The 20,124-nt window shown below is 35.8% G+C and carries 19 protein-coding genes; 4 read left to right on the top strand and 15 right to left on the bottom strand.

Annotated elements, in window-relative coordinates; genetic code table 11:
* Positions 1-11 precede the first annotated feature (11 nt).
* From ACFJGY_RS10775 to polA, 5 genes are all read right to left on the bottom strand, one after another.
* Complete coding sequence (locus tag ACFJGY_RS10775) at positions 12-1,037, bottom strand: M28 family metallopeptidase (protein WP_379963740.1); 1,026 nt, start codon at positions 1,035-1,037, stop codon at positions 12-14.
* A gap of 50 nt (positions 1,038-1,087) precedes the next feature.
* On the bottom strand, positions 1,088-1,438 hold the full coding sequence (locus ACFJGY_RS10780; protein ID WP_379963742.1) for a bleomycin resistance protein: 351 nt from the start codon (positions 1,436-1,438) through the stop codon (positions 1,088-1,090).
* Positions 1,439-1,447: 9 nt separating this feature from the next.
* Positions 1,448-1,717, bottom strand: coding sequence for a YciI family protein (locus ACFJGY_RS10785; protein ID WP_379963744.1), 270 nt, complete (start codon positions 1,715-1,717; stop codon positions 1,448-1,450).
* Positions 1,718-1,791: 74 nt separating this feature from the next.
* On the bottom strand, positions 1,792-2,883 hold the full coding sequence (locus tag ACFJGY_RS10790) for a virulence RhuM family protein (protein ID WP_379963746.1): 1,092 nt from the start codon (positions 2,881-2,883) through the stop codon (positions 1,792-1,794).
* Between the two features lie 29 nt (positions 2,884-2,912).
* On the bottom strand, positions 2,913-5,747 hold the full coding sequence (gene polA, locus ACFJGY_RS10795; RefSeq protein ID WP_379963748.1) for a DNA polymerase I: 2,835 nt from the start codon (positions 5,745-5,747) through the stop codon (positions 2,913-2,915).
* A 132-nt stretch (positions 5,748-5,879) separates the two neighbouring features.
* Between polA and ACFJGY_RS10800 the strand changes: the two genes are divergently transcribed.
* Complete coding sequence (locus tag ACFJGY_RS10800) at positions 5,880-6,434, top strand: pyruvate decarboxylase (protein WP_379963750.1); 555 nt, start codon at positions 5,880-5,882, stop codon at positions 6,432-6,434.
* Positions 6,435-6,534: 100 nt separating this feature from the next.
* Positions 6,535-7,854, top strand: a complete 1,320-nt coding sequence (gene mgtE / locus ACFJGY_RS10805) for a magnesium transporter (protein ID WP_379970171.1) — start codon at positions 6,535-6,537, stop codon at positions 7,852-7,854.
* A 294-nt stretch (positions 7,855-8,148) separates the two neighbouring features.
* Here mgtE and ACFJGY_RS10810 read toward each other — a convergent pair whose 3' ends face one another.
* The 7 genes from ACFJGY_RS10810 to ACFJGY_RS10840 all read right to left on the bottom strand — a co-directional run bounded on the left by ACFJGY_RS10810 (position 8,149) and on the right by ACFJGY_RS10840 (position 14,626).
* Positions 8,149-8,769: an inorganic pyrophosphatase gene (locus ACFJGY_RS10810; RefSeq protein ID WP_379963752.1), complete on the bottom strand. Its 621-nt coding sequence runs from the start codon at positions 8,767-8,769 to the stop codon at positions 8,149-8,151.
* A 16-nt stretch (positions 8,770-8,785) separates the two neighbouring features.
* The gene (locus ACFJGY_RS10815; RefSeq protein WP_379963754.1) at positions 8,786-9,295 is read right to left on the bottom strand and encodes a hypothetical protein; all 510 of its coding nucleotides are present in this window, start codon (positions 9,293-9,295) and stop codon (positions 8,786-8,788) included.
* Between the two features lie 21 nt (positions 9,296-9,316).
* Positions 9,317-10,198 (bottom strand): hypothetical protein, encoded by an 882-nt coding sequence (locus ACFJGY_RS10820; RefSeq protein ID WP_379963756.1) that lies wholly within the window; start codon positions 10,196-10,198, stop codon positions 9,317-9,319.
* Positions 10,198-10,875 carry a DNA repair protein RadC gene (radC, locus tag ACFJGY_RS10825; protein WP_379963758.1) on the bottom strand — a complete coding sequence of 226 codons (678 nt, stop codon included), beginning with the start codon at positions 10,873-10,875 and terminating at the stop codon, positions 10,198-10,200. Before radC ends, ACFJGY_RS10820 begins: the two co-directional genes overlap by 1 nt.
* Entirely contained in the window at positions 10,875-11,474 is a 600-nt protein-coding gene (locus ACFJGY_RS10830; RefSeq protein ID WP_379963760.1) for a murein L,D-transpeptidase catalytic domain-containing protein, read from the bottom strand. The genes radC and ACFJGY_RS10830 overlap by 1 nt, the downstream gene beginning before the upstream one ends.
* Positions 11,475-11,551: 77 nt before the next feature.
* A complete protein-coding gene (locus ACFJGY_RS10835; RefSeq protein WP_379963762.1) occupies positions 11,552-12,220 on the bottom strand; it encodes an ABC transporter ATP-binding protein in 669 nt (222 codons plus the stop codon).
* Between the two features lie 78 nt (positions 12,221-12,298).
* Positions 12,299-14,626, bottom strand: coding sequence for an ATP-dependent helicase (locus ACFJGY_RS10840; RefSeq protein ID WP_379963764.1), 2,328 nt, complete (start codon positions 14,624-14,626; stop codon positions 12,299-12,301).
* A gap of 107 nt (positions 14,627-14,733) precedes the next feature.
* Here ACFJGY_RS10840 and ACFJGY_RS10845 point away from each other — a divergent pair, with 107 nt between their 5' ends.
* Positions 14,734-15,864, top strand: coding sequence for an FUSC family protein (locus tag ACFJGY_RS10845; RefSeq protein WP_379963766.1), 1,131 nt, complete (start codon positions 14,734-14,736; stop codon positions 15,862-15,864).
* Here ACFJGY_RS10845 and ACFJGY_RS10850 read toward each other — a convergent pair.
* The 3 genes from ACFJGY_RS10850 to ACFJGY_RS10860 form a co-directional block, all read right to left on the bottom strand.
* Complete coding sequence (locus ACFJGY_RS10850) at positions 15,861-16,904, bottom strand: hypothetical protein (RefSeq protein ID WP_379963768.1); 1,044 nt, start codon at positions 16,902-16,904, stop codon at positions 15,861-15,863. The two genes, ACFJGY_RS10845 and ACFJGY_RS10850, sit on opposite strands and share 4 nt — an antisense overlap.
* Positions 16,905-17,037: 133 nt before the next feature.
* Positions 17,038-17,949, bottom strand: coding sequence for a glycosyltransferase family 2 protein (locus ACFJGY_RS10855; RefSeq protein ID WP_379963770.1), 912 nt, complete (start codon positions 17,947-17,949; stop codon positions 17,038-17,040).
* 1 nt (position 17,950) lies between these two features.
* A complete protein-coding gene (locus ACFJGY_RS10860) occupies positions 17,951-18,781 on the bottom strand; it encodes a class I SAM-dependent methyltransferase (RefSeq protein ID WP_379963772.1) in 831 nt (276 codons plus the stop codon).
* A gap of 155 nt (positions 18,782-18,936) precedes the next feature.
* Here ACFJGY_RS10860 and ACFJGY_RS10865 point away from each other — a divergent pair, with 155 nt between their 5' ends.
* On the top strand, positions 18,937-20,121 hold the full coding sequence (locus tag ACFJGY_RS10865; protein ID WP_379963774.1) for an MFS transporter: 1,185 nt from the start codon (positions 18,937-18,939) through the stop codon (positions 20,119-20,121).
* The last annotated feature ends 3 nt before the right edge of the window (positions 20,122-20,124 follow it).

Consider the following 20,124-nt stretch of genomic DNA (forward strand, 5'->3'; position numbering starts at 1 on the left):
TAAATCTATTTCTATCTTGTATTTTTACCATCAACCACGATTCTTTCCGGTCTGTTGGCAAGTTCCCAGGCTGTTGCAAAAACCAATTGTGTTCTTTTCTGCAGCAATGGATAATCAATTTTATCTGGTTTGTCAGTCGGTTTGTGATAATCCTCGTGGATCCCGTCAAAGAAAAATGCGACCGGAATATTGTGTTTCGCAAAATTGTAATGGTCTGATCTGTAATATAATCTCTCCTTATCTGATGGATCGTCATATTTATAATTAAGTTCCAGATTCACCGTTTTTTCATTGGCAGCAACATTTATTTTTTTAAGTTCAGTGCTTAACATTTCAGAACCTATGACATAAACATATTGCTTGCCTCTGTTTTCCGGATCATCCCGTCCGATCATATCAATGTTAAGATCTGCAACCGTATTAGCCAAAGGAAAAACCGGATGGTCGGAATAATATTCGGACCCAAAAAGTCCGTGTTCCTCACCAGTTACGTGAAGAAAAAGAATTGAACGCTTCGGTCCGTATCCTTTTTTCTTAGCTTCCTGGAAGGCTTGTGCAATTTCCATGACCGCTACAGTTCCGCTTCCATCATCATCTGCTCCGTTATAAACCACGCCATTTTTTGTTCCGACATGATCGTAATGCCCGGAAATTACGATAACCTCATTCGGTTTTTCGCTTCCTTCGATGTATGCTAATATATTTTCAGAATCAGGTAAGGTTTCACCGTATTTTTTCATGGCTTCGGAAGGTACTTTTTGGTAATATGAACCTAAAGCTTTTGGAAAACTGATCCCATATTTTTTGTATTGTTCGATCATATAAACACCGGCTTTTTTCTGACCTGCGCTTCCTGTATCTCTTCCCTGCATATCATCCGCTGCGATTACATAAAGGTTTGTTTTAAGGTCAGCTGCAGTAATTCCGTCATAAGCTTCTTTGAAACCTTTGCCTTCATAAGTGAAATTTTTGGCAGTCGAGCAGCTTTGCAAAAGGGCAAAACCAGCAAAAAAGCCGTATAGTTTTATATTTTTCATATAATAATTTTATTAGTAAGTCGGTGTTGTAAGCGGATCGTTACAAAATTCTACACTTTCTCTCCGAAAGTCAACAATGTTCCGCTTGGATCTATCAAAGAAAACTCTTTCATTCCCCAGGGTTTTGTTTCTAATTTTCCATTTGGATGAATTTCAATTTTCTGATCCTGAATATTTTGATAAAATCCGTCAATATCATTATCGATTCTCAGATAGATCATAAAATCAGATTTTTCCGGATCAAAAGTTTCAAATTTGAAAAAATGAATTTCAAGATCCTGATATTTCGTAATCAGATAATCGCCATGATCGGCGACCAGTTCAAAGCCTAATTTTGAGTAATATTCAAGTGTTTTTTCCTTATTAATAAAAGGAAGTTTCGGAATTATAAGTGATATCATAATTTAATTTTAAGCTAATTCGTCATTCCATTCTTTGATGGTTACTTTTGCGATCAAACCTTCCTGCACAAAAGGATCTCCATTGACGAATGCTTCCGCAGATTCTTTGTCTACAAAAATTGCCATTGCGCCTTCTCCGGGATTTGCAAAAGCGCCTGTTCCCAGAACTTTTCCTGACTTTAGAAATTCTGCTTCAAAAGTTTCGTGGCGTGGAAAAACGGCCATAAATTCGTCCATTGATTTGTCGGTTGCGTGTTCGTAAAAAATTACTGCTTTCATATTGTATGTTTTTAATTTTAAAATTTTTAATTTAATTGATTTCAAAACTTGAATTTTTATAATCAAAAATGGTTTTAGGAATTATCTGGATTCAAATTATTTTTATTTTGCAGGGCTTTTTTAATGCTAAATTCAGAATATTTTGGAGCTTCACCAGCCGTTTTTACTTTATCTACAACTTTATCAAAATCAGATTTAAATTCTTTATCCTGAATTACTCTAAATTTTTCATATTCACTTTCAGCAAATATTTTTGCAAATTTTGAAGTTACTTTTCCAGCATCATTTAAAATTTCATATTCATTGAAAGACAAAAACCTATCAAGCCTATCGACCCAATCTGTCATTTTCATCTCCTTATTTCGATCCGCCATATTTTCCGCAAAATCAAGATACATTGTTACAATTCTATTTAGTCCTCGGATTTCATCTTCTGTCAAATAATTTTTTGCGGTTGTAACATCAGATTTAAGAATTTTTCCTCCTCTTTTTTCCTGTTTCCAAGAGGTTAATCCCATATTATCTTTTTTTGAATCTGCTCTTAATTTAATGAGCTCAGAAGCTGTATGATTATGGATAGCCCAATGAAGTTTGTTCTGAACTGTCGCATAAAATTCTTGTGTGATTGGCGAATGAGAATCATAATCAATAGACGTTGCATAGATATCGGTTATTTTTTGATAAAACAATCGCTCACTGGATCGGATTTCTCTGATTCTCTCAAGTAATTCAGAAAAATAATCTTTGCCAAATAATTGATTGCCTTGCTTCAAACGTTCATCATCCAAAGTAAATCCTTTTATTAAATATTCTTTTAAAATGTTTGTCGACCACTTTCTAAAAGCTGTTGCTTGAATTGAATTTACTCTATAACCAACTGATATGATTGCATCAAGATTGTAAAATTTTGTATTGTATTTCTTCCCATCCGAAGCAGTTGTCAAAATTTCTTTTACAACTGAATTTTCATCTAACTCATTTTCTTTAAAAATATTTGTTAAATGATAACTAATATTTTGTTTTGAACTGTTAAAAATTTCTGCAATTGAGTTTTGACTTGCCCAAATTGTTTGCAAGTCTGAATCTACAATTACTTGTACACTTACATTACCATTTGCGGATTGGTAAAATATAAAATTGGAAAATTTATCTAAATTATTATCCATCAGTCATTTATTAGGTATAATTAATAAACTTAATGCGCTTCCAACCAATTATTTCCCACTCCAACTTCCACCAAAAGTGGAACTTTCGTAACAAAAGCAGATTCCATTTCTTTCTTAATTAATGACATTGCGACATCAACTTCATCAATCGGAGCTTCAAAAAGTAACTCATCGTGAACCTGCAGAAGCATTTTCGTTTTAAGATTTTGGGTTTCCAATTCTTCATCTATTTTTATCATTGCCAATTTGATAATATCAGCGGCACTTCCCTGGATTGGCGCATTCACAGCGTTTCTTTCTGCGTGCGCTTTCACTACAAAATTGGTTGAATTAATATCTTTCAAGTGGCGTTTTCTACCAAGAATCGTCTGGACATAACCAAGATCCTGCGCTTTCTTGACTTGCTCTGCCATATATTCTTTCAAACGCGGATAAGATTCATAATAAGAATCAATCATCTTTTTAGCTTCCGTTCGGGAAAGTCCGGTTTGTTCGGCTAAAGCAAAAGCACCTTGACCATAAATGATCCCGAAATTCACCGTTTTCGCCTGACCTCTTTGGGTTTTAGTCACTTCTTCTAACGGAATATCAAACAATTTTGCAGCTGTTGAAACGTGAATATCTTCGCCATTTTGGAAAGCGGCAATCATATTTTGCTCGCCGGAAATTTCTGCAATCAGCCTTAATTCAATTTGAGAATAATCCGCGGATATGATTTTTTTGCCTTCATCAGAAACGAAAGCGCCACGGATCTGCTGACCACGCAAAGTTCGTATAGGAATATTTTGAAGATTTGGATTGACACTTGCCAAACGACCGGTAGCGGCGACAGTTTGCGCAAAGGTTGTATGGACGCGGTCATCTTTTTTATCAATCTGACTTGGCAACGCATCAACATAAGTTGACTTCAGTTTTTGTAAAGTCCTGTATTCCAGAATAGAGGCGATTATTTCGTGCTTGGAAGATAATTTTTGAAGGACATCTTCCGAAGTTGCGTATTGTCCGGTTTTGGTTTTTTTCGCTTTCGGATCCAGCTGCATTTTGTCAAAAAGAATTTCGCCCAGCTGTTTCGGAGAATTCATATTGAAATTCTCTCCGGACAATTCAAAGATTTTAGATTCTAAAATTCTAAGGTCATTTTCCAGATCAATACTTTCCTGTGCGAGCCAATTATTATCTAATTTTACACCTGTTAATTCGATTTTTGCAAGAACTCGCATCAATGGCATTTCGACATTGTAGAATAGTTCTTCCAGATTTTCTTTAGCCAATTGTGGCGCAAACAATTCATATAACTGAAAGGTAACATCCGCATCTTCGGCTGCATAAGCAGTTTGCGTTTCGATATCAACTTCACGAAGTGTCAATTGGTTTTTTCCCTTTTTACCGATCAGCGATTCGATGGAAACCGGTTTGTAATCGAGATACATTTCCGATAGATAATCCATTCCGTGTCGGCCATCTGGATTCAGAAGGTAATGTGCGATCATTGTATCAAAGATTTTACCTTTGACGTCGATGTTATAATTCTTAAGAACTTTTGCATCATATTTCAGGTTATGGGCAATTTTAAGAACATTTTCTGCCTCAAAAAAAGGACGGAAAAGATCAACAGTTTTTTGTGCTTCCTCCTGATTTTCAGAGATTGGGATATAGTAAGCTAAACTTTTTTTGTAAGAGAAACTCATCCCGATCAGTTCAGCTTCCAACTCATTGAGCGAAGTCGTTTCTGTATCAAAACAAACCGCTTTTTGTTTGAGAAGATTATTTAAAAGAATTTTTTGAGCTTTCGGATCATTAATATATTGATAAAGATGATCATTACCTTCGATATTTGATTTTGTAGTGGTAGCCTGATCCAGCTGTTCGAAGCTGGCAAACATATCCATCATTCCGTTTTTACTGGCTGGTTTTGAAACTTCTACTTTCCCATCAGAAGGATTTTCGACTTCCATCAATTCCTCGACATATTCTTTATTGGAAAATGCTCGGTAAAGATTTTCGTACAATCTTCGGAATTCCAGTTCGTCAAAAATCTCTTTGACTTTTTCAAAATCCGGCATATCCAAATCGTATTGTTCTTCGATAAATTCGATTGGTGCATCGCAAATGATGGTTGCTAATTTCTTAGACAAAAGTCCACGTTCTGCACTAGCCTCAACTTTCTCCTTCATTTTTCCCTTCAGCGCGTGCGTGTTTGCCAAAAGATTTTCCATCGACCCAAATTCCTGAATGAACTTCCTCGCCGTTTTGTCGCCAACACCATCCAAACCCGGAATATTATCTACAGCATCGCCCATCATTCCTAGATAATCAATGATCTGTTTCGGATCGTTTATTTCATATTTTGCTTTGATTTCTTCAACACCCAGGATCTCGATATCACCACCTTTCAAACCTGGTTTATAGATTTTGATTTTATCTGTCACCAACTGTGCAAAATCCTTGTCTGGTGTTACCATAAAGACATTGTAACCTTGCTTCTCCGCTTTGCAGGCAATCGTTCCAATGACATCATCAGCTTCATAACCTTCAACTCCCAAAATCGGAATATGCATCGCTTTTAAAATATCATTAATAAAAGGTTTTGCAAGGAGAATTGGTTCCGGTGTTTCCAGACGGTTGGCTTTATATTCGGCATAATCATCGTGGCGGACATTGGTTCTTCCTACATCAAAAACCACAGCCAAATGTGTCGGGCGATCTCTTTTTATCAATTCTATCAAAGAATTGGTAAAACCGAAAATGGCCGAAGTATTGATACCTTTTGTTGTGATCCTGGGATTTTTGATGAATGCAAAATAGCCACGGAAAATCATAGCGTAAGCATCTATGAGATATAATCTTTTGTCTGTTGAAGTCATAAAAACAAAAGTAAGAATTTTGTTATGATTAATGATTGAAACACATAAAAATACATTTGTCCAAATCTGTTAAAAAAATCTTAAAATTCGTATTGAATTATTAAAAATTCATTGTAATTTTGCATCAAGCAAATGAAAACATATCTATCCTCTCTTATTCTAACTTTCTATGTATCAACTCTCCTGATTTCCTGTGCAAATTATGGAGATACTTTGGTTTATAAGAATAAAGACTTTAAAATTCCCAAAGTAAAAACCGTTCTTTACTTCAATCCGGAGATCTTTCCGGACATTACTGAAATCAAAGAACCTACATATTCCGCATTTTACAGTGCAACTTCAGATAAAATGAAATCTCTGGGAAATATAAGATACCTACAGGTTGACACCCCTATTTCCTTCGATGAGGTTGATACAAAAACCGTCATAGAGATTTGTCAAAACAATAATGCCGATGTTGCCGTAATTCCAAAAGTTAAATATTTCAAAGTTGGACTTGGGAAATATGTGTTTTCCAATCAGGTAATTGTAAGCATGAAATTATACGATGCAAAGGGACAATTTTTGATGGAAACCTCTTATGATACTTATAAAGGTAATGGCAGATTACTTGGTTCTGCTTCTAATTCTGTAATCATTGGAACGAAAGGTGCCATCAGAAAAATTCACAAAGAGATGTCGAACTAATTTTTTCTTCTTAAAAAGCCTTTTTGTTCACATTATATTAATTTATTTCTGAGGAAATTCTTTAAGATTTTAATACTTTTGCAATGCAAAAATCTAACAGATCGAGAATCCAGAAATCATACTAAATGCTGCCGACGTTGCAGAATCACTGAGCAAATTGCCGGTGAAAGAACGTCTGATGCAATTTCTGAAATTACCGAAATCTGAAAAAGCAGATGTTTTCTCGCACTTAGATCCTGATTTCCAGGAAGAAACAATCCGAAGTATTGCAAGCCACGAAGTTTCTGACATTCTGAACGAGATGTCTCCTGATGACAGAACGCAGTTGTTCGAAGATTTTCCGGATGAATTAATCAAGTCTTCCATTAACCTTCTGAATCCGCAGGAACGCCGTGTTGCTCTGAAACTTTTAGGTTACGAAGCAGATTCCATTGCTCGTTTGATGACGCCCTATTACGTCCAGATCCGTAAAGAATGGACCGTGAAGCGTTGTTTACAGCAGATCAAAAAAGTAGGGAAGAAAGTGGAAACACTTAATTTTCTGTATGTTGTAGATGAAAAGAATATTTTGATTGATGATATTACGATTGGCACTCTCCTATTGGCCGATGAAGATCAATTGATTTCTGAGCTCACTGACGATCATTTTGTAGCAATCACAACCACAACTTCCAAAGAAGATGCCGTTCCTTATTTTGAGAAATATGACCGAAGTGCTTTGCCAATTATTACTGAAAATGGTGTGTTGGTAGGAATTGTAACAATTGATGATATTTTAGATCAAATTGAATCTCAAAATACCGAAGATATCCAGAAATTTGGAGGTTTGGATGCGTTGGATATGCCTTACACTCAGACTTCGATTTTCGAAATGGTGAAGAAACGAGGTTTCTGGCTGATTGTACTTTTCTTTTCTGAAATGCTGACAGCTTCTGCAATGGGCTATTTCGAAGAAGAGATACAGAAAGCTGTGGTTTTAGCACTTTTTGTTCCATTGATTATTTCAAGTGGCGGAAATACCGGCTCACAGGCTGCAACCTTGATCATCAGAGCGATGGCGCTTCAGGAGATCGGTTTGAAAGATTGGTGGTACGTCATGAAAAAGGAAATCTTCACAGGAATTTTCTTAGGAAGTATTTTGGGAATTATCGGATTTATGAGAATCGCATTCTGGCAGAAAGTTGGACTTTTTAATTATGGAGAACATTGGGCTTTTGTAGGATTGAGTATCGCATTTTCGCTTATGCTGATCGTACTTTGGGGTACTATTTCCGGATCTATGGTTCCATTTGTTCTTAAAAAACTGAAACTGGATCCAGCGACTTCTTCTGCGCCTTTTGTAGCAACACTTGTTGATGTAACAGGACTGATCATCTATTTCTCTGTTGCCGGATTATTTCTTACCGGGAAACTTCTATAAATATTCTCGAAAAATTCTGTTGAGATTGACTCCGTCAAACCACTTCGTTAGGTTTCCTACGGAATGACAAAGTACTGTGTTTATTGACAAATCGTCGATCTTGGCGAAGCGCGCCCCGGCTTGAGTGGAGCTCTTTTTTGTTATTGCGATGGTTGAAACTTCAACCGATCACTTCACTTTCTTCGCAATGACAAAAAAAGCGGGAACGGAAGACGGATAAAGGCGCCCCAATTATTTCTCGAAACAAAAATGCCACCTTAGAAAGATGGCAATTGTAATTTGTATGACTTATTTTTATTTCAATTTGTCAACAAAATTGGTTGTATAATCTTTTTGAGATGCAACGATCACTTTTTTTGCCTGATCTGCGCCGTAAATCAAATCGATTTTTACTTTTGCAGGCTCAGTTGGAAGGTTTTTGTAGCTTAAGAAGTAGTGCAAAAGACGGTTCACTTCGGCTGTTGGTAATTCAGAAATGTCTCTGATGTGACCATAGACCTGATCTTCTACCAAAACTGCGATAATTTTGTCATCAGCCTCACCTTTGTCGATCATCTGGAAACCACCAATTGGAATGGCCTGTAAAAGAATGTTGCCAGAAGTGAAGTTATGCGAACTAAGAACACAGATATCCAAAGGATCGTGATCGCCCTCTGTTACGTCTGTTGCGCCAGTTGCTACAGCAAGATTTTTCACTTCTTCTTCGCAATAAGTCCTTGGTACAAAACCGTACATTGCCGGGATGATATTGGAGAATTTCTGCGGACGATCTACTTTCAGGTAGCCACTTTCCTTATCAACTTCATATTTTATAGTGTCTGTAGGAACGATCTCTACGAAAACGTTTACAACTTCCGGAGCGTTGTCTCCAGCTGAAATCCCGTGCCACGGATGGGCTTTAAAATTTGGAATCATGTATATCTTTTAGTGTTTATATTATTTTGTTAAGTTCTTTTCTGAGATTCTCGATCGTGTCGGCAATATAATCTTCGGAATCAAGGTAACTCATCAGAAAAACGGTTTTGAAGTCTTCCAGTTTTGAGTTCTCATTGAGATCTTCATAGGTTTTTCTGAGACTTTGAATAATATTATTTTTGCTCGTTATGATATCTTGCCAGGAAGATTTTGAGATGTATAATTGCTGAGAAGCATTGTATTCGAATTCTTCGATGATATTCTTTTCTGTCAGGAAAACAAACTCGTGTGGCTGAAGGTTTTTATCAAATTTCATCACGAGATTTGAAGGTTTCAGACGTTCCAGAAAAAGGGTCATTCTTTCCAGAGCCTGAAGTTTGATTTCGCTGTTGGTTTTAGTCGCCAGGAAATTGATTTCCTGCTTTTTAAGCTTGATAAATCCATAGACAAACTTTTTTGCAAAGACCAAAAATGGTAAAGCAATGATCACCGCAGCGGCGTAAGGGAAATATTCTGAGTCAAACATATCTGAAATCGGACTGCAAAATTAAGAAATTTTTAGCCAATTTTTGATCAAATCTTTTTTAGAATTTTGAATGAATTGATATTCCTGCAAATCTGAACCAAAACTTTTGAAGAATACCTCGATTCCACGGATGCTTCCGCCCATAAAATTAAAGGATTTATTTTCGATGTTCTGGTCTAAAATTCTGTCTATTAAAAAAGATGCGCCATTGTGATTTTTTAGTTCCTCGTTGTTGAGCAAACCCAAAAGTGAATAAGAATTATTATCGTCGATCAACACAGTAATATTGGTCAATTGGTCTTCAAAATAACTTCCAAATAATTTCAGTTTGTCTTCATAATCTAGGAATAAAATATAATGTATAAAAAAAATCATATCTTTTTGTTTTTCCAAACCTTTGAAATTATTCTTAATAAAAGAAAGTATGTCTGGTGTCGTAAAAACTTCTCGGAATTCTAAATACTGCGCAGTTTTCACGGTAGATTTACGTCCTTTGAAATACTTTTTTCGTCTGAGGAAAGCATATTCCTGCACGGGAACAACGAAATTTTTCTTAGTAATTAATTCAGTGTCAAATTGATTATGAAAATTGAAAGCATAATTTATAATGATGTAGTGCTTCTTGAAAAACTTTAGAAATTCTTCATTGATACTTTTATCAGATTTTCCGAAAACACCCAATTGCTGGCAGAACAATGGCATCAAAACAATCTTCCAAAATCCTTTTTTTACAAACGGAATAGGCATCACAGCTTCATAATCGTTGTAAACGAGAATTTCCCAATTTTTACTCAGAAAATCAAGATTCTCCTTTTGGCAGTAAAAATTTTTTTGAATAGAATTTTCTATACAAAAACTATATTTTTCAAAATCGATATTCTGATATTTAATTCGTTTTATCATTACAAAATCCCTTCGTCTTTAAAACTATAATAATTATTCTGTATCAGAATCAGATGATCCAGTAAATCAATATCTAATAATTTTCCTGCATCTTTGATTTTCTGAGTGATATTAATATCTTCCTTACTAGGTTTCAAACTGCCTGCAGGATGATTATGAGCAACAATAATCTGGGTTGAAAAATGCTCGAGAGCGGTCTTAAAAATAACACGAATATCTGCGACAGAACTGGCAATTCCACCTCGGAAAAGGCAGGTTTTATATAAAATTTTGTTTTGATGATTGAGGAAAATTGCCCAAAATTCTTCAGTCGGAAGATCCGAAAGATGAGGCTGCAATATATCAAAAATATCTTTGCTATTGCTTATTTGCTGTCTTTCCAAGACTTCCTGCTGAGATCTTCTACTTCCGATTTCCAGAGCTGTAGCAATAGAAATAGCCTTTGCCTCACCCACGCCTTTGAATTTTGTCAAATCTTTTATAGAAAGTTGACTGAGCCTGTGCCAGTTATTTTCAACAGAAATCAATATTCTTCTGGCCAATTCCACGGCAGACTCATCACGATTACCACTTCCCATAATGATTGCCAACAGTTCCGAATCTGAAACTGATGATTTTCCTTTCAACAGGAATTTTTCTCTTGGGCGGTCGTCTTCCGCAAGGGATTTGATGCTCATTATTGGTAAGCGTAAAGAATTATTTTTTTATCCGATTTATCGATATGCTGTTCCAATATTTTGAAGAAATTCTCAGAAACCATAGGACAACCGTAACTCAGGTAGATATCTTCTTTTTGCTCCAGATCCGGAACACAACCTAGCCTGTGGAGAACAATTGCTCTGTTTCTGGCATTGCTGTTGGTTTCGTAAAGTCCTGTCAATCTGTAAGATAGTCCGAATTTCCCATTGTATTTTTCCTCAATCACATATTTGCCCAAAGAAGAACAATGCGAACCGTCTATATTGCTAAACTTCAAAATATTATTAATCTTACCATCCTCGGAACCGTCGCCGTGTGCAACCAATGCTTTTTGCAGGGTTTTTCTGGTATTCAAATCAATAATAAAGAATCTGAATTTGGAAGAAGGAATTGAGAAATCAATTAAAAAAGCTTTGTCGGAATTGTAAGACGATTCTTTTAAAAAAGTTTTCAAATCTATTATTTTCTGAGATATTTTCTCCTGGGAATTAACAATTGGAATCGATTGATTTTCCTGAGATTTTACTTCACAGGATATCAGGAAAAACGAAAAAAACAAAAGTAAAAATTGTTTCAAAGAAATGCATTTTTCAATCTAAACGGATAATCACAAAAAAATAATATAAATTGATAATTAAATTTTAAATCTATTCATTATAAAACAATCTGTCCGTCTTTCATCACCAGCTTTCTATCAGTGCTTTCTGCCAAAACAGAATTGTGTGTCACGATTACAAAAGTCTGATCATATTTGTCCCTCAAATCAAAAAATAATTGGTGAAGTGCATCTGCATTTTTGGAGTCGAGATTTCCTGTCGGTTCATCTGCGTAGATTATTTTTGGAGAATTAATCAAAGCTCTTGCAACCGCAACTCTCTGAGATTCACCGCCGGAAAGTTGTGATGGTTTGTGATGTAATCGGCTAGCAATATTAAGATCTTCGAACAGTGAATGTGCTTTTTCCAAAACTTCTTTTTCAGAAATTCCGCCAATTCTTGAAGGTAAAAGGACATTTTCCAAAGCTGTAAATTCCGGAAGGAGCTGGTGATTCTGAAATACAAAACCAATATTCTTATTCCTGAATTTTGATAATTCCCGATCTTTCATTTTGAGAAAACTATTGCCGTCTAAAGCAATGTCAGTTCCATATTTATCAGGATCGGAAGGATTATCCAATGTTCCGAGAATCTGAAGAAGCGTCGATTTTCCGGCGCCGGATTCTCCAACAATAGAAACGACCTCGCCTGCTTTTATGGTGATATCAACGCCTTTCAGAACTTCCAGAGTTCCGTAGAATTTATGTATGTTTTTTGCTCGGATCATAGTATTGCGTTTGGCTTATGGCAAATTGCTTTTAACGTTTTAATATTAATTTTATAAAATTCTATCTACTACTGACAACTAGATTTTGGTCAATTTAGCGAATTTCAAAATAAGATTTTTCTCACCTTCATTTTTGAAAATCACTTTTGCTTTGATATTTTGAGGGTCGGTTCCGTCCAGAAATTTCACTTCTCCAACACCAAAACGATCGTGTCTCACCAAATCTCCCACCTCTATATCCTGCGAAGATTGCCCTGCAGGATTGATGATTCTGGCAGTTGCAACCGGTTTCAGTTGTTTTGGAATTGGGACGTTCAGATCACGTTCGAGTGTTTTTTTCTCTTCTTTCTTTTTGAAGAATCTTGGTTCGGATGGCGCATCATCGAAGATATTGGAATCGAGTCCGGATCTATTGATGTATTTCAGTTCTGTGACAGGATTAATCATTTCCAGATATTTCGAATCGATTTCACTTAAAAAGCGTGAAGGTTCAGCATCTGTGATTTTTCCCCATTGAAATCTTGAAACTGCGTAAGTGAAAAATACTTCTTTCTCGGCTCTTGTCAAAGCAACGTAAAACAAACGTCTTTCCTCTTCCAATTCTTCTCTTGTAGATGAGCTCATAAAACTTGGGAAAAGATTTTCTTCCAGACCAACTAGGTGAACGACAGGGAATTCCAGACCTTTTGATAAGTGAATTGTCATTAATGACACTTTGTTCCGATCATCGTCTTTATCATTTTGAGTATCAGCGGAAAGCGCAATATTCTCCATAAAATTGGACAAACTTGGATCGCCGCCTTCCACCTGAATCTGTTCCTCGATAAAACCCTGCATCGAGTTCAGTAATTCCTGAATATTCTCGACTCTGGAAACACCTTCCGGCGTTTGATCTTCTTTCAATAATTTGATAAGTCCGCTTCGTTTTGCCACTTCCATTGCAACATCGTAAACGTTTTCAGTTTTCAGCATCACCTGGAAAGCTTTTATCATTGCCCAGAAATCACCGAGTTTTGTCAGAACACCATTATTAAGGCCTAATTGTGGCGCATAAAATCCGAGATTATCCAAAACCTGAGTCACCGGAACATTCTGAGAATCAGCGAACACAATTAATTTATTCTGACTGGTTTCGCCAATTCCTCTTGCCGGGAAATTAATAATTCTAGCCAACGCTTCAGAATCATTTTCATTGACAAGAATTCTAAGATAAGCGAGCAGATCTTTCACTTCTTTCCTTTGATAGAAAGATAATCCGCCGTAAACACGATACGGAATATTCTTTTTTCTAAGCGCATCTTCAAATGCTCTGGTTTGGGAATTGGTTCTGTAAAGAATTGCAAAATCGGAAAAATGACGTTGTTGCGTATTGTGCAGTTCAAAAATATTGGCAGAGACAAAGTTGGCTTCATCCGCATCAGAAAGACTTCGGTAAACTTTTATCTTTTCCCCGACTTCATTTTCACTGAAAACATTTTTCTTGAATTGCTGTAAGTTCTTAGCGATCACAACATTGGCTGCATCAACAATATTTTGTGTGGATCGGTAATTTTGTTCCAAAGAAACAGTTACCGCATCGGGATAATCTTTTTTGAAATTCAGGATGTTATAAATATTCGCACCACGGAAAGAATAAATGGATTGTGCATCATCTCCAACCACACAGATATTCTCAAATTTAGAAGCCAAAGCTTTGACAATCAAATACTGAGAATGATTTGTATCCTGGTACTCATCTACCAGAATATACCGGAATCTGTCCTGATATTTGGCCAGAACTTCCGGAAATCTCGTCAGCAATTCATTGGTTTTCAATAACAAATCATCAAAATCCATGGCGCCGTTTCGGAAACAGGTGTCAACATATTTTCTGTAAATCTCGCCGATCAGCCTCATATTAGCTTTTTCATCGGCTTCCATCAACTCCGGATTGTTGAAATAAGCATTGACCGTGATAAGATTATTTTTGTACTGGGAAATTCTTGAAAGAACTTTTTTGGCTTTATAAATTTCCGCATCTATGTTAAGATCCTTGATGACTTTTTTCATCACATTGAGAGAATCCTGCGCATCATAAATCGTAAAGTTGGAAGGAAAACCGAGATAATGTCCTTCACTTCTCAGAATCCTTGCAAAAACCGAGTGAAAAGTTCCCATCCAAAGCGACCTTGCATCACTTTGACCCACAACTTTTGCGATACGTTCCTTCATTTCTTTTCCTGCTTTGTTGGTAAATGTCAGCGCCAGAATATTGAATGGGTCTACTCCATTGGTGATCAGATGGGCAATCCGCATTGTCAAAACCCGGGTCTTGCCGGAACCTGCGCCTGCCAAAACCATCAACGGCCCTTGTAATGTGGTAACTGCCTCAAGCTGAGGTTCATTCAATCCTTTCAGATAATCCATTCTATTCTCAAAATTTTAAGATAACAAAAATAGCGTTTTTTATACAATTTTCCCGTTCATTATCATTTGATTTTCCACGATTATGGGTAATTTTGTAATTGTAAAAAATGAAACTCCAAACTACCTTTAAATCTAATAAAAACTATAATTTGAAGTCTGACTTTGTAAAAAACGAACTCCTTTCCTTTTTCAAATTAAAACCGTCACCCAGAAGCTGGCATATCCCCATTCTGGCAGGATTAGCTGTTGGAATTCCTTTGATGTTTGGTTACTTTTTTGGTGATATCAGGTCGGCACTTACAGCAAGCTTGGCAGGTTTGGTCATCATTTATATTCCCAATGTTGAAAATTTTTTCGAAATGATGATGAAGATGTTCGTCTGTTCTTTTGGGATGATTATTTCTTACACTTTGGGACTGGCATTCAGTTTTAATCTTTGGATTGCGGCTATTATTTTCGGAGTTTTTTCGGGGATTGCCTACTACATTGTAAGGTATTTCAATATGAAACCACCGGGAAGTTTCTTTTTTATAATGATTGCTTCGATGGCCATTGCTTTGCCACACAACCCCGAATTGATCCCAAAAAGAATCGGAATATTTACAATAGGAACTATCAACGCCTGTCTGCTTTCTTTGGTTTACAGTTTTCTAAAATCAAAAAAAGAAAAATCCAAAAGTATTAAAAGCTTTCAAATCAATTCTTACGTGAATTTTGTAGAATCCTTTATTATAGGCATTTGTATGCTGGTTTCGGTTTTGATTGGGCAGATCTTTGAGCTTGATTATCCTTATTGGATCCCGATTTCCAGTTTGGCGGTTTTACAAGGCGTAAACCAATATCATATCTGGAAACGTGGTTTGCACAGGATCATCGGGACAATTATCGGACTTGGAATTGCCTGGTTGATTTTCTCTTTTGTAAGGTCTCCAATTTGGATTTGTGTTTGTATAATTATTCTCCAGATTATTGTTGAAATGCTCATAACAAGGCATTATGCTTTGGCAGTTATGTTTCTGACACCAATGGGAATTTTATTGGCAGAAACCGGAAGTTCTACTTCACTTGATCCCGATTACTTGTTAAAAATGAGATTGATAGAAATTTTAATTGGCAGTGCTATCGGTTGTATCGGAGGATGGTTTTTATATAATGAAAGAATCAGATTCAATTCTATAAAGCATCTGAGAAGGTCAAAAATTGTTTTGAAGAAGAGCTTTCAGAGAGAGAAAAATTAAAGACTTTCAATTAGTATTCTTAATTTTTTGGAAACATTCTCTTTTGAAAAAGTGGTGAAGTCAAACTGTTGCATTTTAACTTCTGATAACTGATTTTGCAGATCTTCCTTTTCTTCAACAATAAACTCTAAATCAGAAGGATAAGTTGATGGAAATATTGCAGGTTTTGCGTACTTAATTGCATCGCCGATATTTCCGCTGATTTTGGTGTTTCCGTAGAGTTCTTTGATTGAAAAGAATTCTGTTTTGGTTTGGATCGGGCAATATAAAACATCCGCTTTTTTCATCCATTCATCAAATTCCTGTTGATTTATTTTTTTTTCAAAATACTGAATTTTAACAAATTGAGAAATTTTATCTTTAAATAACTTTAATGTTTTTAGTTCTTTTCCGGAAGCTTTTCCAAGGAATACAACCTCATATTTTTGTTTGATATCTTTGAAATTATTCAGCTTTTTAAAGAACGAATAATAATCTCTTCTACTTTGAGAAACGGCTCCAGGAATTACAATTTTTATGATGTCATTTTCAGACGTTTGAGAATTAAATTGATTAAAATAAATCGGCAAAATCTTAAGATTATTTTTTTCTGACATCCATTCATCAATACCGAAAAGATATTTTGCTTTCAGATAAACTTTTGGTGCTTCCAGCAGTCCTTCTTTCAGGAATAATTTGAGTCTGTATTTCTGATCTTTTTTGAAAATGCTTTTGAAAAGATTCCATTTCGAAGTTTTTGTGAAGTTCAGATTATGTACAACAATTGCGGTTGTAAATTTTTCAGCAATGGTTTTATAAAGGATAAAATGGCGATGAACTGTTCCGATGATAATTAAATCATATTTTTTCTTTTCCAGTTTTTCCAGAAGTTCAGAATAATCTGTCAGAAAAATATTATCGTGATTTAGTTTTAAAAATTTGTAAATCTTTTCCGAAAAATAAAAATCCACAGAAATATTTGTCAGATCTTTTGTAAGTTCAAAGAAATTACTTGCAAGTTCTGCGTGTGTGTCGAGTTCGATGTAAGCGATTTTCTTCATTTTCTAAAGGTAATCATTTAAATTATCGAATTAAAAAATAACCCCGATTGCAACGGAAATCCTTTTTCTTTTTTTTCACATATGAAAAAGAAAAAGATTGTAGTGGAAAGCGGGAAATAGCTCCTAAATATTTTCATAACCCGAAATTTCTGAAAAACTCTTTCCAGCGCTGGTTTCGAATAAATTTGATTTCATCTTTACTGAGATTTCTTTTTTCTTTTTGCTTCAGAAAAGAATTAATCGTGATCAAAAACTCTTTTGAAGAGCGGTTTTTGTAAGAAGATTTAGCAGAAGAAATCATTGCCAGAGGTAAACTGAGACCGATATTATAAAAATACTGGCCGAGTTTTTCTGCTTTTTGACCTTTGTATTTGTAAGCTGTCGGACGAAGATGTTTCACCCAAAGATCCTTGATCGTGACAACTTCCCAACTGTTTTTTCTTGCCAGCAAAATATCTAGATTATCCCAGCCTAAAACTGCCCGTAAACCATTCATTTGAACGAAACATTCCTTTCTGTAAGCCTTTATCGGACCACGAACGTGATCTTTGGAAGATAGATTTTCGAAAACCCAGTCGTGGTTTTTATTGCCGAAATCCAGCAGATTTTCGCTTGGCAATTTGAGATTTTTAATTTGTGGATTCTGCTTGTAATTTCTGATGTAAACCAAACCCGAAACAACACCAGCCTTGAAATTTGATTCGAAAACGAAATTAACTTTTTCTAAATAATGTGAAGGAAAAACAATATCTGCGTCAAATTTACAAACCACATCAAACTCATTGATATTGACAGATTCCAGGCCTTTGTTGAATGTCCGAACGACTTTTGCACCAGGCTGATGTTCCGATTGTTCCAGATCCTGGATGCTGAATCTTGAATCCTGAGTTCTGAACTTTTCTGCAATTTCCGTAGTTTTATCAGACGAACCATCATTCACAACGACACAAGCGAAGTCCCCGAAGCTCTGTTTTTGCAGAGATTCCAGACAAGAAGAAATGCTGTTCTCTTCGTTGTGAGCCGGAATGATAATCAGGAATTTCACGTTAGAAATTATTTGTTTTTAACTTTACTTCGAATAAAACTTCCGGTGTTTTCGGGCTTTCGAAGGTTGAAGTTTTATATTTATTTTTTGTGAAAATTGCGCACATTGTATTTTGCGGATGATAGAGATTCTGGTGCAATTCTTTTGGCAAACCATCCAGGATCGCTTTGTAAACTTCGTAACGGATTTTTTCAGGATTATAAGCGTAATCATGCCAAACCACCACCGTTTCATCGTGAACCAAATGTTGGAAAACCTTTTCTGTATCGTGCTTTACCATCTCATAAGAATGATCGCCATCGATGAAAATCAGGTCATATTTTTTGTTGAGTCCGGCAAAATCATAAGTTTTTGTATTGCCTTCCAAATGAAGAATTTTTGCATCTTTCTTGGATAAAATCCCGTGAAGTTCCGCATATTTTTTGTTCCAGCCCATTGCTTCCATTTCCTGTTTGGAAAGATTGAGTGTTGTGCAGTCATCTATTTCTTTCGCTACGTTCCAGACACTTTCGCCACGCCAGGTTCCGATCTCGAAGTAAGAATTTTTTCCTTTTGCTAAAGTCTTCAACAAAGCTAAATCTGTCGGAAGCGAACCTCCATCGAGAATACAAAGATCAACATCAGCTTCGAAATTCCCACCTGAGATTTCATCCAGACTTACTTCCGGAAGACTTAAAAAATTTGGGTATTTTTTTTGAAATTCCTGTTTTCTGATATCATTCAGATCAAGAATGATATTGAGCAAACTCGGTTGTTTGATGATATACTGAATGGCGTTTTTTAACTTCTGAAGCTTCGTCATTGATGATGGGAATTGATTTTTATAGTTCAATTGGTAAAAAAATATTAACAAAATGTATGATGCAAAAATAAACATAAATGTTTATCTTTTATTCAGAAACTCTTTATTAAAATTATCCATTTATTAATATGAAGAAATTCCCCAAAATCTATTTCCGAAGTATCTTTGCAGATTAATTTTCAATTATGGATGCGTCGTTAGAACGTTCGGGAAATGTTTCTATTTCTCTTATTTCTTACATATTCTTTACGTTTATAGGTTATTTTATCATCGGTTTATCACTTTCTGTTTTACCGATTTTTATTCATCAAGGCTTGGGATTCAGTATGTTGGTTGCAGGCGTTGTGATTAGTTTACAATATGTCACAACATTTTTGATGCGTGCTTACTCCGGAAAAATTGTAGACAACAAAGGTCCGAAACCGGCAGTTCTAGCAAGTATGTTGGGTTTTTCCGTCACCGGAATTTTTCTGATCCTTGCTTTTTATTTCAAATTCTCACCTATCACCAGTCTTATATTTCTTATCATTACCAGATTATTGACAGGCTGCGCAGAAGGAATGATCGGTGCTAGTCCCATCAACTGGGCCATTATGACTTTAGGAGAAAAACATACGGCAAAGATTATTTCTTATAATGGTGTTGCCTGTTATGGTGCATTGGCTATTGGAGCATCTTTGGGCGTAGTCATCATCAAGCATTTCAGTTTTTATGGATTGGGATTCTTAATTATTACTTTAGGATTAATAGGATTCTTCATCGCCAGAATAAAAGAAAACAGAATCGGAAAAAAAACCGACGAACCACAAAAATCTTTCTGGAATGTTCTGGGAAAAGTGTCACCTTTCGGAATGTGCCTAGCTTTGGGCGGATTAGGGTTTGCAACGATTTCAACTTTTATCACACTATATTACGATTTCCACCATTGGGAAAACGGCGCGCTTTGTCTGTCGGTTTTTGGGATTTTGTTTGTTATTTCCAGACTGATTTTCAGTAATGCAATCAATAGATTTGGCGGAATTAATGTTGCCATCGCGAGTTTGACCGTTGAAACATTGGGATTAACTATTATTTGTCTGGCGACACATCCTTATTTCGCTTTGATTGGAGCAGGCATCACAGGATTGGGATTTTCATTGATATTCCCGGCGCTGGGTGTGATGGCGATGAAAACCGTTTCTTCTTCTAACAAAGGTTCCGCTTTGGCAGGTTATGGTTTATTCATCGATATTTCTTTAGGAATTACCGGTCCGCTGATTGGTGGCGTTGCCGATTATTTTGGATTAGCCTATATTTTTCCTTTCAGTATTGCAATTGTTTTAATCGGATTGGGTTTGGCATATTATCTGAAAATGAATCAGTCCGAATAATTT

Origin of the sequence: Epilithonimonas sp. UC225_85, assembly GCF_042695135.1 — a bacterium.
Lineage (GTDB): Bacteria > Bacteroidota > Bacteroidia > Flavobacteriales > Weeksellaceae > Epilithonimonas.

What these genes read in the sequence shown, in the direction of transcription:
- ACFJGY_RS10810 (WP_379963752.1), bottom strand. Translation starts at nt 8,769, where the DNA reads ATGATTCCAAATTTTAAAGCCCATCCGTGGCACGGGATTTCAGCTGGA.
- ACFJGY_RS10780 (WP_379963742.1), bottom strand. Translation starts at nt 1,438, where the DNA reads ATGATATCACTTATAATTCCGAAACTTCCTTTTATTAATAAGGAAAAA.
- ACFJGY_RS10790 (WP_379963746.1), bottom strand. Translation starts at nt 2,883, where the DNA reads ATGGATAATAATTTAGATAAATTTTCCAATTTTATATTTTACCAATCC.
- ACFJGY_RS10820 (WP_379963756.1), bottom strand. Translation starts at nt 10,198, where the DNA reads ATGATAAAACGAATTAAATATCAGAATATCGATTTTGAAAAATATAGT.
- ACFJGY_RS10840 (WP_379963764.1), bottom strand. Translation starts at nt 14,626, where the DNA reads ATGGATTATCTGAAAGGATTGAATGAACCTCAGCTTGAGGCAGTTACC.
- ACFJGY_RS10835 (WP_379963762.1), bottom strand. Translation starts at nt 12,220, where the DNA reads ATGATCCGAGCAAAAAACATACATAAATTCTACGGAACTCTGGAAGTT.
- polA (WP_379963748.1), bottom strand. Translation starts at nt 5,747, where the DNA reads ATGACTTCAACAGACAAAAGATTATATCTCATAGATGCTTACGCTATG.
- ACFJGY_RS10775 (WP_379963740.1), bottom strand. Translation starts at nt 1,037, where the DNA reads ATGAAAAATATAAAACTATACGGCTTTTTTGCTGGTTTTGCCCTTTTG.
- radC (WP_379963758.1), bottom strand. Translation starts at nt 10,875, where the DNA reads ATGAGCATCAAATCCCTTGCGGAAGACGACCGCCCAAGAGAAAAATTC.
- ACFJGY_RS10815 (WP_379963754.1), bottom strand. Translation starts at nt 9,295, where the DNA reads ATGTTTGACTCAGAATATTTCCCTTACGCCGCTGCGGTGATCATTGCT.
- ACFJGY_RS10865 (WP_379963774.1), top strand. Translation starts at nt 18,937, where the DNA reads ATGGATGCGTCGTTAGAACGTTCGGGAAATGTTTCTATTTCTCTTATT.
- ACFJGY_RS10800 (WP_379963750.1), top strand. Translation starts at nt 5,880, where the DNA reads ATGAAAACATATCTATCCTCTCTTATTCTAACTTTCTATGTATCAACT.
- ACFJGY_RS10850 (WP_379963768.1), bottom strand. Translation starts at nt 16,904, where the DNA reads ATGAAGAAAATCGCTTACATCGAACTCGACACACACGCAGAACTTGCA.
- ACFJGY_RS10845 (WP_379963766.1), top strand. Translation starts at nt 14,734, where the DNA reads ATGAAACTCCAAACTACCTTTAAATCTAATAAAAACTATAATTTGAAG.
- ACFJGY_RS10785 (WP_379963744.1), bottom strand. Translation starts at nt 1,717, where the DNA reads ATGAAAGCAGTAATTTTTTACGAACACGCAACCGACAAATCAATGGAC.